Raw genomic sequence first — 12,942 nt, 5'->3', positions numbered from 1 at the left:
CCAGTGACGTCCGTCGCTGCGTTCCGGGTACCCGGCCGGGGGAAATGCCTAACCCGGGTGCGCGGCCCACTCCTTGGCGAGCAACTCGTACGAGCGCACCCGGTCCGCGTGGCCGTGCGTGATGGTGGTGATCAGCAATTCGTCCGCGCCGGTGGCGTCGCGCAGCACCCGCAGGCGGGCCGCGACCGTCTCCGGTGCGCCGGTGAACTGCGTGTCCAGCCGGTCCGCGACCAGGTCGCGGTCCTCGTCGGCCCAGACGTGCGCGGCCGCCTCGGCCGGAGTGGGGAACGGGATCGCGCCGGCGCCGGACCGGATGCCGCGCACCCACAGCCCGTACGGGGACGCGAGTTCCCGCGCCTCCTCGTCGGTCGGCGCGACCACCACGTCCGCGGACACCGAGACGTACGGCCGGTCGAGGACACCGGGCCGGAACGCGTCCCGGTAGGCGGACACCGCCTCCAGCACGGTCGCGGGGCTGACGTGGTAGTTCGCCCCGAACGGCAGGCCGAGCGCGCCCGCCACCCGGGCGCTCTGGCCGGCGCTGCTGCCGAGGATCCACACCTGGAGGTCCGCGCCCTCGCCGGGCACCGCGTGCGCGTCGATCCCGTCGGCCGAGACGTACGCGCCGCGCAGCAGCGCGAACAGCTCGTCCACCTGGTCCGCGAAGTCCGGTGGCTCGGCGCCGGGCTGGTGCAGCAGCCGTCCGTACACGCGGAATCTCGGGCTCGCGAAGATCCGGCCGAAGGAGAAGGCGCGCGGGATGAGCAGCCCGTCCACCACCCGCGCCGGCGGCGACGGCCGCTCGCCGGCCGAGGCCTCGGTGCGCCGCTGGCCGGAGCGCCCGAGGCCGAGGTCGATCCGGCCCGGGTACAGGGCGTCGAGCGTGCCGAACGCCTCGGCCACGGACAGCGCGGTCTGGTGCCCGACCTGCACCGCGCCGGAGCCCACCCGGATGCGCCGGGTGGCGCCCGCGACCGCGCCGATCAGCACGGCCGTCGCGGAGCTCGCCACGCCCGGCGCGAAGTGGTGCTCGGCCAGCCAGTAGCGGTGGTAGCCGAACTCCTCGACGTGCCGGGCCAGGTCCAGCGTGTTCCGCAGCGCGTCGGCCACCCCCGATCCGGACGGTACGGGCGAGAGGTCCAGCACGGACAGCGGCGTGGTCATGACGGACTCCCGGGGAACGGCCGGCTGGGGATGAGGGAACGCAGCGCGGGCGCGATGTCGCTCTGGAACAGCGCGAGCGTCTCCCGATGCTGCTCGGCGGTCAGTCCGTCGCGGTCCGCGTGCAGGTGGATGACCTCGTGGCCGAACCGCTCGTGGTACCGCTGGACCTTCTCGATGATCTGCTGCGGGCTTCCGACCAGCGCGGAGCTGCGCTCGACCGCGTCCTCGACCGAGGTGAAGACCGGTTCCACGCCGATCCGCCGGAACGCCTCCTGCCGCGCCTCGAAGATCGGCTGCCAGGTCTTGATCGCCTCCTGCGAGGTGCGGGCCGCGTAGTAGCCCGCGGTCCCGGCGCCGACCAGTGCGTCCGCCGGGTCGTGCCCGTAGTGCGCCCACCGCTCGCGGTAGTGGTCGATCAGCTCGGCGTACGGCTCGATCGGGTTGCTGACGTTGGCGGAGAACAGCGGGTCGCCGTACCTCGCGGCCAGGTCCACCGACTCGCGGCTGGTGGCGCTGCCGTGCCACACCCGGATCGGCTGCTGCAGCGGCCGGGGCCAGGTCTCCGCGTCCACCAGCGGTGGCCGGTACCGCCCGGACCACGTCACCCGATCGGAGCGCCAGAGCTGCCGGAACAGCTCGTACGCCTCCCGGTTGCGGTCCCACTGGTCCTCCGGCGTGACGTGGTAGAGCGTGCGCTGCGCCGCGCCGTTGCCCTTACCGATGATCAGTTCGAGGCGCCCGCCGGAGAGGTGGTCCAGCGTGGAGTAGTCCTCGAACGCGCGCACCGGGTCGAGCAGCGCCAGCGTGGTGACGGCCGTGAAGAGGCGGATCCGGGATGTGCGGGCGGCGACGTGGCTGAGCACGACCGGCGGGGACGAGGAGATGAACGGGCGCTCGTGCCGCTCGCCCACGCCGTAACCGTCGAAGCCCAGTTCCTCCGCGAGGACCGCGGTGTCGATGACGTCCCGGAAGCGCTCGGTGGCCGTCGGCCGCACCCCGGTGAGCGGGTCCGGCAGCTGGGTGATGAGCGTGATCAGCAGGAATTTCACGCCGCCTCACCCCGCCGGAACGCGGCCACGGAGGACGGTGACACCGGGGGCAGGCCGAGCAGTGATCGCAGCGTGGAGCCGGCCTCCGGGTAGGCGGAGCGGAACACGCCGCGCTCCTGGAGCAGCGGCACCACCAGGTCGACGAAGTCGTCCAGCCCGGCCGGCGTCAGGTGCGGCACCAGGATGAACCCGTCGGCCGCGTCGCGCCGCACGAACGAGGTCATCGACTCCGCGACCGCGGCCGGCGTGCCGATGAACGACTGCCGGCCGGTCACCTCGATGATCAGGTCGCGGATGCCGAGGTTCTTCGACGCCGCCAGCTCGCGCCAGTGACGCGCGGTGGCGATCGGGTCGTCGTGCAACCGGGTCCGGCCCTGGATGATCGGGTCCGCGGAGACGTCCGGGTCGAACGGCGGCAGCGGCCCCTCCGGGTCGAGCGCGGACAGGTCCCGGTTCCACACCTGTTCCAGCAGCCGGATCGCGGTCTGCGGGGTGACCTGCTGGCGCCGGATGTGGTGTGCCCGCTCCTGCGCCTCCGCGTCCGTGTCGCCGAGCACGAAGGTCACGGCCGGCAGGATCTTCAGCGAGTCCGGCTCGCGCCCGTAGCGGGCCAGCCGGCCCTTCACGTCCGCGTAGAACGCCTGCCCGGCCTCCAGCGTGCCGTGCCGCGAGAAGATCGCGTCGGCGGACGCGGCCGCGAAGTCGCGCCCGGCCGCGGAGTCCCCGGCCTGGATGATCACCGGATGACGTTGCGGGCTGCGCGGCACCGTGAAGTTGCCGGCGATGTCGAACTGTGTGCCGTGGAACTCGAACGCGCCGGGCGAGGCGGTACGCGTGAAGGTGTCCCCGGCCGCGACCACCTCGTCCTCGGCCCACGAGTCCCAGAGCACGCGGGACGCCGCGATGAACTCCGCCGCGCGCACGTACCGGTCCTCGTAGGACAGGAACCCGCCGCGCCGGAAGTTCTCGCCGGTGAACGCGTTCGGCGTGGTCACCACGTTCCACGCGGCCCGCCCGCCGGAGAGGTGGTCGAGCGTGGCGAGCTGGCGCGCCAGCTCGTACGGCTCGTGGAACGTGGCGTTGAGCGTGCCGGCCAGCCCGAGCCGCTCGGTCACCGCCGCGATCGCGGCCAGCACGGTCAGCGTGTCCGGCCGTCCCACCACGTCCAGGTCGTAGATCTCGCCGCGCTGCTCGCGCAGCCGCAACCCCTCCGCCAGGAACAGGAAGTCGAACAGGCCGCGCTCCGCGGTACGCGCCAGGTGGGCGAAGGAGGAGAACTCGATCTGCGAGCCGGCCGCCGGATCGGTCCACACGGTCGTGTTGTTCACGCCCGGGAAGTGCGCGGCGAGAATGATCTGCCTGGTCATGCCCGGCTCCCCGCGTATCGGCTGGCCGGGCGTTCCAGGCCGAGCGTCGCGCGCAGCGTGGTCCCGGGGTACTCGTGCCGGAACAGGCCGCGGGCGCGCAACTGCGCGGTCAGCTCCCGGGCGATGACGACGAGGTCGTCCGGCAGCACGCCGGGCCGCAGCCGGAACCCGTCCAGCCCGGCCGCGTGCCACTCCGCCAGCAGGTCCGCCAGTTCCCCGGGCGTACCGGCGAAGACGAACGCGTCGGAGGCCGGCTCGGCGCCGTCCAGTTCGTCGAGCCGTCGTCTCCGGCGCGCCGCCGCACCCGGCTCCGGATCCAGGAAGACCACCAGATCACCGAACACCTTCACCGGTACGCCGGCGCGGCGCTCGGCCCGCTCCAGCCGGCGAACCTCGGCCACGACGGACCGGGCGCCCGCCGCCGAGCCCGGCGTCACGTAGAGCACGTCCGCGCCGCGCACGCCCAGCCGGTAGGGGACGGTCGCGTGCCCGAGCACGGTCACCAGCGGCTGTCCCTGCGGCGGCCGGGGCACGATCGACGGCCCCTTGACGCTGAAGAACTCGCCGGCGAAGTCGACGTAGTGCAGCTTCCGGTTGTCCACGAACCGCCCGGTGGCGACGTCCCGGATGATCGCGTCGTCCTCCCAGCTGTCCCAGAGCCGCCGCACCACCTCGATCACGTCCGCGGCCTCGTCGAACAGCGGCCGGAGGACCTCCGCGATCCGGTCCGGCGGCAGCGCCGGGTCCAGCACCGGCACCTCCCGCCGCCCGATGTGGCGGGCCTCGGCCGCCAGCCCGGAGACCTGCGCGCGCCACCCGGCCCGGCCGGTGCTGACGTAGTCGAGCGTGGCGACGGCGCTGGCGATGTGGAACGGCTCGGTGTGCGTGGTGGTGATGGTCGGCACGATGCCGATACGCGTGGTCGTCGGCGCCACCCGGGCCGCGATCAGCGCGGCGTCCAGCCGCCCGCGCACCCGGCCGGCCCGGTCGGCCGCGACGCCGGGCGGCTCGGACCGCAGGGCCAGCGAGTCCTCGATGGTGACGAAGTCGAGCAGCCCGCGCTCGGCCTCCGCGACCAGCCCGGTCCACCAGCCCGCCGTGAACAGCGCCGGGGTGTGCAGGCGCCAGGCGGCCGGATGCCACCCCGCGCCGTCCAGCGCGGCCGCCAGATGCAGGTGCGTCATGAGCGAGTTCCTCCTGTCACGAGCGTGGGCAGCGCCGCGACCAGCGCCTTCGTGTAGTCGTGCCGCGGGTGGTGGAAGACGTCGCCGACCGGCCCGGACTCGACCACGCGGCCGTCGCGCATGACCAGCACGCGGTCCGCGAGGTGGTGGACGACGCCCAGGTCGTGCGAGATGAACAGGTACGCGGTGCCGTCCTGTGCCCGTAGTCCGGCGAGCAGGTCGAGCACCTGGGCCTGCACGGACACGTCGAGCGCGGAGACCGGCTCGTCGCAGATGATCAGGCTGGGCCGGGGCGCGATCGCGCGGGCGATCGCCACGCGCTGCCGCTGCCCGCCGGACATCTGCCGGGGGTACCGGTCGAGGTGCTCCTCGCCCAGCCCGACGCGTTCCAGCAGCGCGATCACCTCGCGCCGGCGCGCGCCACGGCCGGGCAGCGCCTCCGCGACGATCCGCCCGACCGGATGGCGCGGGTCGAACGAGCCGAGCGGGTCCTGCGAGATGAGCTGCATGCGCCGCCGGTGCGCGCGCCGGCGGCGTTCCGGCACGCCGGACCACGGCCGCCCGCCGAACTCGATGACGCCCGCGTCGGGCGCGACGGCGCCGAAGAGCACCTGCGCGACCGTGGTCTTCCCGGAGCCGGACTCGCCGACCAGCCCGACGATCTCACCGCCGTGGAGGTCGAACGACACGTCGTCGACGGCGGGCCGGCCGGCGTACCGCTTGACCAGGTTCCTGACGGTGACGACCGCGGTGCCGGTGGCCGGCGGCGGAACCGGCAGCGGCCCGCCGGGCGGTGCCAGCCGTCGGCCCCGGGAGGCCGCGGACGGGATCGCGTCGAGCAGCAGCCGGGTGTACTCGTGGGCGGGCGCGCCGAGGATCTCCGCGGTCGGCCCGGATTCGACGATCCGGCCGTCCCGCATGACCAGCACCCGGTCCGCGATCGCGGCGACCACCGCGAGGTCGTGGCTGATCAGCAGCAGCGTGTCGCGCCGCTCCGCGAGCAGGCGCAGGATCGCGGCCTGGACCGTGACGTCGAGCGCGGTGGTGGGCTCGTCCGCGATCAGCAGCCGCGGCCGGCCCGCGATCGCGGACGCGATCAGCGCGCGCTGGCGCAGCCCGCCGGAGAGCTGGTGCGGGTACTGCCGGGCGCGGCGGGCCGGTTCCGGCACGTGCACCTCGGCGAGCAGTTCCTCCACCCGTTCGCCGACCACCCGCCCGGGGATGATCCGGTGGGCGCGCAGCACCTCACCGACCTCGTCGCCGACCCGGCGCAGCGGGTCCAGCGAGACCAGCGCGTCCTGGAGCACCAGCCCGGCGGTCCGGCCGCGGACCCGCTGCCAGTCCCGCTCGGTGAACGCGCGCGCGTCCCGCCCGTCGAGGTCGAGGCGGCGCGCCCGGACGGTGGCGCGCGGGCCGGCGAGACCGACGAGCGTGCGCGCGGTGACGCTCTTGCCGGAGCCGGACTCGCCCACGATCGCGACCCGCTCGCCCTCCTCGACCGTGAAGCTGACGCCACGCACGGCCTCCACCGCGCCGCCCGCGGTCCGGAACGTGACGTGCAGGTCCTCGACCGCGAGCATCGGGGCGGTCACGCGTCCCGCCCCTCGAAGCGGGCCTGGAGGCGGCGGCCGGTCACGGTCAGCGCGATGACCGTGAGCGTGACCGCGACGCCCGGCAGGATGCCGGTCCACCAGGCCACGGCCAGGTAGTTGCGGCCCTCGGCGAGCATCGCGCCCCACTCCGGGGACGGCGGTTGCGGTCCCATGCCGAGGAAACCGAGCCCGGACGCGGCCAGCACGGCCTCGCCCAGGCCGATCACCGCGACCACCGGGACCGGGCCGAGCACGTTCGGCAGCACGTGGCGCAGCACGATCCGGGTGCGCCCGGCGCCGAACGCGACGGCCTGGGCCACGTACCCGGCGCGGCGGACCTGGAGCGTCTGCGCGCGCACCACGCGGGCGTAGTGCGGCAGCGTGGCGATGCCGATCGCGATCATGAGGCTGGGCGTGCCGGTGCCGGCCAGCGCGATGAACAGCAGCGCGAGCAGCAGCATCGGGAACGCGGCGAGCGCGTCGAACGAGCGGGTCAGCGCCTCGTCCGCCCAGCGGTGGGTGAGCCCGGCGAGCAGGCCGAGCAGCACGCCGCCGGTGACCGCGATGCCGATGGCGGCGACCGCGATGGTCAGCGAGTGCCGCGCGCCGTGCACCACCCGGTCGAAGACGTCGCGGCCGAGCTGGTCGGTGCCGAACCAGTGCGCCGGGCCCGGCGGCAGCAGCGCGTGTGCCGGGTCGGCGGCGAGCGGGTCGCCGGCGCCGAGTGCGCGCGGGGCCACCACCGCGATCAGGATGAGCAGCAGGTACGCGGTGGCGGCCGCGACCGCGGGGCTGATCCGGCGCGCCGGCGGGGCCGGGCGTGCGGTGCGGAGCCGGTCGAGTGCCATCGTCATGCCGGCCTCCGCAGCCTCGGGTCGACGATCAGGTATGCGAGGTCCGCCAGCGTGTTCAGCGCCACGTGCACCGCGGCCGCGAGGATCACCACCGCGAGCACGACCGGCATGTCGCTGCTGGTCACCGCGTCGAGCGTGACGCGCCCGACGCCCGGCCGGCCGAACACGGACTCGACGATCACCGCGCTGCCGAGCAGCAGCCCGAACTGCCAGCCGGCGAGCGTGATCGCGGGCAGCAGCGCGTGCCGGAGCGCGTGCCGGGCCAGCACCGCCCGGTCGCGCAGGCCCCGGGCGCGCGCGGTGACCACGAACGGCTCGGCGAGCGCCCGGTCGAGGCCGTCGCGCAGCACCTGGCCGAGCAGCCCGGCGATCGGCAGCGCGAGCGTGATCGCGGGCAGCACCAGCGCGGCCGGTCCGGCGTCACCGGCGACCGGGAACAGGCCGAGCCGGAACGAGAACGCGGTGAGCAGCACGATCCCGATCAGGAACGACGGCGTGGAGACGATGGTCAGTTCGGCCGTGGAGAGGACCCGGCGCAGCCACGGCCGCCGGTCGCCGGCGCTCGCCACGGCCGCGAGCACCGCCAGCGCCACCCCGAGCGCGCCGGCCGGCAACGCGAGCTGGAGCGTGGGCGGGATCTGCTCGCCGAGCACGTCCGCGACCGGACGCTGGAGGATGTAGGAGGTGCCGAGGTCGCCGTGCAGCAGCCGCCACAGATAGTCCAGGTATCGCACGGCCTCGGGGCGGTCCAGCTGCCACTCGCGGACGATCTGCGCGCGGATCTCCGGGGTGTCCGCGCCGTCCCCGATGATCCGGTCGACCACGTCGCCGGGCGCGAGGAGCAGTGCGAGGTAGGCGGCGGTCGCGGCGGCCCAGAGCGCGACCAGCCCGGCGCCGAGCCGGCGCAGCATGGCCGTCACGCGCCGATCCAGACGTCGTACGCGCTGGCCGGGACGCCCGCGGTGGGCTCGAAGCCGATGCCGCCGACCGTGGTGGACGCGGCGATCTGGTCCTGCGGGGCGTAGAGCGGCAGCGCGGCCGCCTGGTCACGGACCACGTACCGCTGGACCTCCTGGTAGATCCGCAGGCGCTCCGCGGTGTCCGGGGTGGCCTGGGCGCGGTCCAGCAGCGCGTCCAGTTCCGGGCTGTCGAGGTGGGTGCGGCTGATCGCGCCCTGCGAGTGCAGCAGCAGGTTGAGCGCGGCGCCGGCGTCGGTGTCGGCGCGGGAGTTGTCGAACACCTCATACTGGCCGGTGTCCAGCGCCTCGGTCGCGGTGCCCTGGTCGACGAGCCGCACGTCGAGGTGGATGCCGGCGGACTGCTTGACCGCGGCCTGCACGGCCTGGGCCAGCACGTCGCGGCGGTCGCGGACGAACGGCGCGTTCTGCACCAGGCGCAGCGTGAGCCGGCGGCCGTCCCTCGTGCGGTATCCCTCGGCGTCGCGGCCGGTCCAGCCGGCGGCGTCGAGCAGCGCGTTCGCCTTCGCGGCATCGCCGCCGTAGGTGCCCTCCAGCGTCCGGTCGTAGAACCGGGAGGACGGGCTGACCACGCTCCACGCGCGGGTGGCGGTGCCCCGGTAGACCGAGTCCAGCACCGCGCCGACGTCCACGGCCTCGCGGAACGCCTGCCGCACGCGCACGTCGTCGAACGGCGGGTTGCCGACGTTCAGGTAGTACGTGTACGCGGAGCCGGAGTTGAGGCTGCGGTCCAGCCGCAGCCCGGGGTTCGCGGTGATCAGCGGCTCGTCGGTGGCCGGCACGCCCTCGGCCACCCGCACCTGGCCGGAGGTGAGCGCGCCGACCCGGACCGACGATTCCTTGAGGAAGCGGTAGGTGACGGTGTCCAGGTAGGCCGGGCCGGTGTGCGCCGCGGTGGCCGGGGCCCAGCGGTAGTCCGGGTTCCGCCGGTAGACGACCTGCTGACCGGCCGTGTAGGAGTCCAGGATGAACGGGCCGGTGCCGACCACGTCCGTACCGCCGGCCTTGAGGTTCTTCGCGTTCTTGATCGACCTCGGCGAGACCTGCGCGGCCTGCGGCGTGGCGAGGAAGTCGCGGATCAGCACGTCCGGCCTGCTCAGGTTGAGCCGGACCGTGGCCGGGTCGACCACGTCCACGCTCGTCAGGTTGCGCAACTGGACCGCGCGCAAAGCCGGGTTGTAACCGTCGGAGAGCAGCAGGTCGAAGTTCGCCTTCACCGCGGCCGCGTCGAACCGCTCCCCGTCGTGGAACGTCACGTCGGTGCGCAGCCGGATGGTGTAGGTGCGGCCGTCGCTCTCGATCCCGGTGGCCAGCCAGGGCACGTAGTCGCCGCGCTCGTCGTGGGTGAACAGCGCCTCGAACGAGTTCCACACCAGCAGCCGTGCCTTGGCCTGCGCGTACTGGTGGGGGTTGAGGGTCAGCGGCTCGGTCTCGACGGCCCAGATCAGGTCGCCGCCGCTCCTCGGCTCGCCGGCCGCGCTCGGGGCCGGTGCGGCACCGCACGCGGCCAGCAGGACCAGCGCGGCTGCCGCGGGTATCAGTCGGAGTCTCATGGTGATGCTCCCGTCCGGCTCATCGAGCACCGTAAGTATACTTGGCCGATAGGATTAGGAGAATATTGCGGTCACCACGCGCCGGATTCGGCGTGCACCAGCGGCCGGGGCGGCGTCCCCTCGCGGACGGCCTCCAGGAACGACACGATCTCCGCGGCCACCGACCGGTGCTGAAGGTCGTTGAGCACGTCGTGGTGCGCCCCGCGGACCACGGCCAGCCGCGCCACCGGCAGCGCCGTGGCGAGCCGGCCGAGCGCCGCCCGGTCCGCGAGCGGATCCCGGTCACCCACCAGCAGCAGATGGGGTACGCCGGAGGTGCGCGCGTACGCGCGGGCCAGCAGCGCCGGGTCGACCGGCTCGGCGAACGCGCCCGGGGCGACGTCCGCCAGCACGCCCCGGTGGGTCGGGCAGTGCGTCCGCGCGTCCAGCTCGCCGTCGCTGAGGACGCCGTCGGCGCGCGGCAGCCCGGCCAGCACGACCGCGTCCGGCCGCAGCCGGTCGCCGTCCACCGCGACACGCACCGCACCGAGGTCCGCGCCGATCAGCACGAGCGGGCGGACCGGCGCGTCGTCCACGGTCACGTCGCCGAGGTCGTCGACGACCAGCACCCGGTACGCGTCCGCGGCCAGCCGCCGGCCGAGGCGCTGGTAGGCGAGCGGGAAGTCCCCGCGCCCCGGCACCACCACGACCGTGCCGCGCACCCGCAGCCCGGCCGGTGCCTCGTACACACTCATCTCGTTCCTCCAGACGCGGGACGTCATGCCGTGGTGCCCTCGGACAGCAGCGCGCGCAGCGAGGCGCGGGCCGCGCGACCGGCGGCGGCCGACCGCAGCGTCGGCGCGGAGCCGACCAGCAGCCGGGTGTACGGGTGGACCGGCCCGGCGATCACGTCGCGGACCGGGCCCTGCTCGACGATCCGGCCCTGGTAGAGCACGGCGACGCGGTCCGCGACGCCGGCCACCGAGCCCAGGTCGTGCGAGATGAACAGCAGCGACGTACCGGCGTTCCGCAGGCTCTTGAGCAGCTCCAGCACGCGGACGCGGTTCGCCGAGTCGAGCGCGCTGACCGGCTCGTCGAGCAGCACCAGCCTCGGCTCGACGATCAGCGCGCGGGCCACCGCGACCCGCTGGCGCTGCCCGCCGGACAGCTCGCCGGGCAGCCGGTCCAGCGATGCCGGCGCGAGCCCGACGCGGTCGAGCAGCGCGGCGGCGCGCCGGGACGCCTCGCGCGCCGGGACGCCCCGGATGCGCAGCGGCTCGGCCAGCGAGGAGGCGACGGTCAGGTCCGGGTCGAGGCTGCGCAGCGGGTCCTGGAAGACGTACTGCACCACACCGGTGCGGCGCAGCGCGCGCCACTGCCGGGCGCGGAACCGGGTGACGTCCGTGCCGTCGACCACGATCCGGCCGGCGGACGGGCGCACCAGGCCGAGCACCGCCCGCGCGAACGTGGACTTCCCGGAGCCGGTCTCGCCGATCACGCCGACCGTCTCGCCCGGTCCCACGCTCAGCGACGCGCCGCGCAGCGCGGGCCGCCGGCCGTAGCGGACCTCCAGGTCCGTGACGTCAAGCAGCATGGTGCACCGCCAGGAACCGGTCCAGCCCGTACGACTCGTGCTCCTCGATCAGCAGCCGGGTGTACTCGTGCCGCGGGTGGTAGAGCACCTCGTCGACCGGGCCCTGCTCGACCACCTCGCCGGCGCGCATGACCAGCACCTCGTCGCACAGCTGCGCCACCACCGCCAGGTCGTGCGAGACCACCACGAGCGCCAGGCCGGTGGTGTCGCGCAGGTCCGCGAGCAGATCGAGGATCTCCGCCTGCACGGTCACGTCCAGCGCGGTGGTGGCCTCGTCCGCGATCAGCACCCGCGGGCGGGCCGCGATGGCGGTCGCGATCAGCGCGCGTTGCAGCATGCCGCCGGACAGCTCGTGCGGATAGCGGCCGGACACGTCCGGCAGCCGTACCGACGCCAGCAGCGCCTCGGCCCGGTCCCGCGCGGCCCGCCGGCGCAGCCGCAGCTTGACCCGCAGCACCTCGGCGATCTGCGTGCCGACGGTCAGCGACGGGTTGAGGTAGGACGCGGGGTCCTGGAACACCGCGCTGATCACGGCGCCGCGCAGCGCGGTCCAGTCCCGGCCGGAGAACGTGGCGGTGTCGCGGCCGTCCAGCTCCACGCGGCCGGACGTGACCGTGAAGCCGTCCGGGAGGATGCCGAGCGCGGCCCGGCAGGTGAGCGTCTTGCCGCTGCCGGACTCCCCCACGATCCCGACCACGCCGCCGGGCCGCAGCGTGAACGACACGCCCCGTACGAACCCGCCGATGTGGACGTCGCTCAGCCTCAGGATCGCACGCTCGGTCATGCCGCCGCCTTTCGACGAGTGAGGAGGGCGCGGCCGGCCACGCCGGTCACGTCGCGGATCGCATCGGCCAGCAGGTTGCAGGCCCAGACGGTCGCCATGATCAGGGCGGTGGGCAGCAGCGGCGCCCACGGGCGGAAGCTCAGGTAGCCGAGGTCGGCCGCGAGCACGCCGCCCCAGGTCGGTGCCGGCGGCTGCACGCCGATGCCGAGGAACGTGAGGCTGGAGACGATCACGAACCCGACGCCGGCCGTGTGCGCGAGCGCGACCGCGATCGGCGGCAGCACCTTCACCCACACGTGCCACCGCACCACCCACCCGATGGACGCGCCCGAGATCAGCGCGGCCTCCACGTAGGGCGACCGGGCCACCGCCAGCGTGGCCGCGCGGGAGACGCGGTAGAACAGCGGCGAGATCATGATGCCGACCGTGACCATGGCCTGCGGGATGCCGTTGCCGAGCAGCGCGGTCACCGCGACCGCGAAGACCAGGAACGGCAGCGCGATCAGCGTGTCCGCCAGCCGCAGCGTGATCCACTCGAAGACCGCGCCGAGGTAGACCGAGAGGATGCCCGGGATCACGCCGGCGACCAGGGCGACCAGCGCGACCTGGATCGCGCCGAGCACGCTCACCGGCGAGCCCGCGAGAAGCCGGCTGAGCACGTCCCGGCCCAGATAGTCGGTGCCGAGCGGGTGGCCGGCGGACGGCCCGGCCAGGATCTGCGCGCCGCCGGCCAGCGGGTCGTGCGGCGCCAGGGCCGGGCCGAACAGCGCCAGCAGCCCGATCACGGTCAGGATGCCGGCCGCGATCCGGCCGGCCGGGAGCGCGAGGACGCGGCGCACCATGCG

At 74.5% G+C, this 12,942-nt stretch carries 12 protein-coding genes; all 12 read right to left on the bottom strand.

Translation table 11 applies throughout. The annotated features are described in order from the left end of the window. Nucleotides 1-48: 48 nt before the first annotated feature. Nucleotides 49-1,164: an LLM class flavin-dependent oxidoreductase gene (locus J2S41_RS12690; RefSeq protein ID WP_310367088.1), complete on the bottom strand. Its 1,116-nt coding sequence runs from the start codon at nt 1,162-1,164 to the stop codon at nt 49-51. Continuing rightward, complete coding sequence (locus J2S41_RS12685; RefSeq protein ID WP_310367085.1) at nt 1,161-2,213, bottom strand: LLM class flavin-dependent oxidoreductase; 1,053 nt, start codon at nt 2,211-2,213, stop codon at nt 1,161-1,163. Before J2S41_RS12685 ends, J2S41_RS12690 begins: the two co-directional genes overlap by 4 nt. Beyond that, complete coding sequence (locus J2S41_RS12680; protein ID WP_310367083.1) at nt 2,210-3,580, bottom strand: NtaA/DmoA family FMN-dependent monooxygenase; 1,371 nt, start codon at nt 3,578-3,580, stop codon at nt 2,210-2,212. Before J2S41_RS12680 ends, J2S41_RS12685 begins: the two co-directional genes overlap by 4 nt. Then, nucleotides 3,577-4,764 carry an LLM class flavin-dependent oxidoreductase gene (locus tag J2S41_RS12675; protein WP_310367081.1) on the bottom strand — a complete coding sequence of 396 codons (1,188 nt, stop codon included), beginning with the start codon at nt 4,762-4,764 and terminating at the stop codon, nt 3,577-3,579. Before J2S41_RS12675 ends, J2S41_RS12680 begins: the two co-directional genes overlap by 4 nt. Beyond that, nucleotides 4,761-6,356, bottom strand: a complete 1,596-nt coding sequence (locus J2S41_RS12670; RefSeq protein ID WP_310367080.1) for a dipeptide ABC transporter ATP-binding protein — start codon at nt 6,354-6,356, stop codon at nt 4,761-4,763. The genes J2S41_RS12675 and J2S41_RS12670 overlap by 4 nt, the downstream gene beginning before the upstream one ends. Further along, entirely contained in the window at nt 6,353-7,210 is an 858-nt protein-coding gene (locus J2S41_RS12665) for an ABC transporter permease (RefSeq protein ID WP_310367078.1), read from the bottom strand. Before J2S41_RS12665 ends, J2S41_RS12670 begins: the two co-directional genes overlap by 4 nt. Beyond that, nucleotides 7,207-8,121, bottom strand: coding sequence for an ABC transporter permease (locus tag J2S41_RS12660; protein WP_310376354.1), 915 nt, complete (start codon nt 8,119-8,121; stop codon nt 7,207-7,209). Before J2S41_RS12660 ends, J2S41_RS12665 begins: the two co-directional genes overlap by 4 nt. Nucleotides 8,122-8,126: 5 nt before the next feature. Continuing rightward, a complete protein-coding gene (locus J2S41_RS12655) occupies nt 8,127-9,740 on the bottom strand; it encodes an ABC transporter substrate-binding protein (RefSeq protein WP_310367075.1) in 1,614 nt (537 codons plus the stop codon). A 71-nt stretch (nt 9,741-9,811) separates the two neighbouring features. Continuing rightward, nucleotides 9,812-10,474 (bottom strand): alpha/beta hydrolase, encoded by a 663-nt coding sequence (locus J2S41_RS12650; RefSeq protein WP_310367073.1) that lies wholly within the window; start codon nt 10,472-10,474, stop codon nt 9,812-9,814. Nucleotides 10,475-10,497: 23 nt separating this feature from the next. Next, a complete protein-coding gene (locus J2S41_RS12645) occupies nt 10,498-11,313 on the bottom strand; it encodes an ABC transporter ATP-binding protein (RefSeq protein ID WP_310367071.1) in 816 nt (271 codons plus the stop codon). Beyond that, entirely contained in the window at nt 11,303-12,097 is a 795-nt protein-coding gene (locus J2S41_RS12640; RefSeq protein ID WP_310367068.1) for an ABC transporter ATP-binding protein, read from the bottom strand. Before J2S41_RS12640 ends, J2S41_RS12645 begins: the two co-directional genes overlap by 11 nt. After that, complete coding sequence (locus J2S41_RS12635; RefSeq protein ID WP_310367065.1) at nt 12,094-12,939, bottom strand: ABC transporter permease; 846 nt, start codon at nt 12,937-12,939, stop codon at nt 12,094-12,096. Before J2S41_RS12635 ends, J2S41_RS12640 begins: the two co-directional genes overlap by 4 nt. Nucleotides 12,940-12,942: the final 3 nt, after the last annotated feature.

This window comes from Catenuloplanes atrovinosus, assembly GCF_031458235.1.
GTDB lineage: Bacteria > Actinomycetota > Actinomycetes > Mycobacteriales > Micromonosporaceae > Catenuloplanes > Catenuloplanes atrovinosus.
This window is presented reverse-complemented; position numbering and strand designations above follow the sequence as displayed.

Excerpts from the sequence above, each read along its gene's own strand:
- J2S41_RS12635 (WP_310367065.1), bottom strand. The coding sequence starts at position 12,939 with ATGGTGCGCCGCGTCCTCGCGCTCCCGGCCGGCCGGATCGCGGCCGGC.
- J2S41_RS12665 (WP_310367078.1), bottom strand. The coding sequence starts at position 7,210 with ATGACGATGGCACTCGACCGGCTCCGCACCGCACGCCCGGCCCCGCCG.
- J2S41_RS12690 (WP_310367088.1), bottom strand. The coding sequence starts at position 1,164 with ATGACCACGCCGCTGTCCGTGCTGGACCTCTCGCCCGTACCGTCCGGA.
- J2S41_RS12645 (WP_310367071.1), bottom strand. The coding sequence starts at position 11,313 with ATGCTGCTTGACGTCACGGACCTGGAGGTCCGCTACGGCCGGCGGCCC.
- J2S41_RS12640 (WP_310367068.1), bottom strand. The coding sequence starts at position 12,097 with ATGACCGAGCGTGCGATCCTGAGGCTGAGCGACGTCCACATCGGCGGG.
- J2S41_RS12650 (WP_310367073.1), bottom strand. The coding sequence starts at position 10,474 with ATGAGTGTGTACGAGGCACCGGCCGGGCTGCGGGTGCGCGGCACGGTC.
- J2S41_RS12655 (WP_310367075.1), bottom strand. The coding sequence starts at position 9,740 with ATGAGACTCCGACTGATACCCGCGGCAGCCGCGCTGGTCCTGCTGGCC.
- J2S41_RS12680 (WP_310367083.1), bottom strand. The coding sequence starts at position 3,580 with ATGACCAGGCAGATCATTCTCGCCGCGCACTTCCCGGGCGTGAACAAC.
- J2S41_RS12660 (WP_310376354.1), bottom strand. The coding sequence starts at position 8,121 with ATGCTGCGCCGGCTCGGCGCCGGGCTGGTCGCGCTCTGGGCCGCCGCG.
- J2S41_RS12675 (WP_310367081.1), bottom strand. The coding sequence starts at position 4,764 with ATGACGCACCTGCATCTGGCGGCCGCGCTGGACGGCGCGGGGTGGCAT.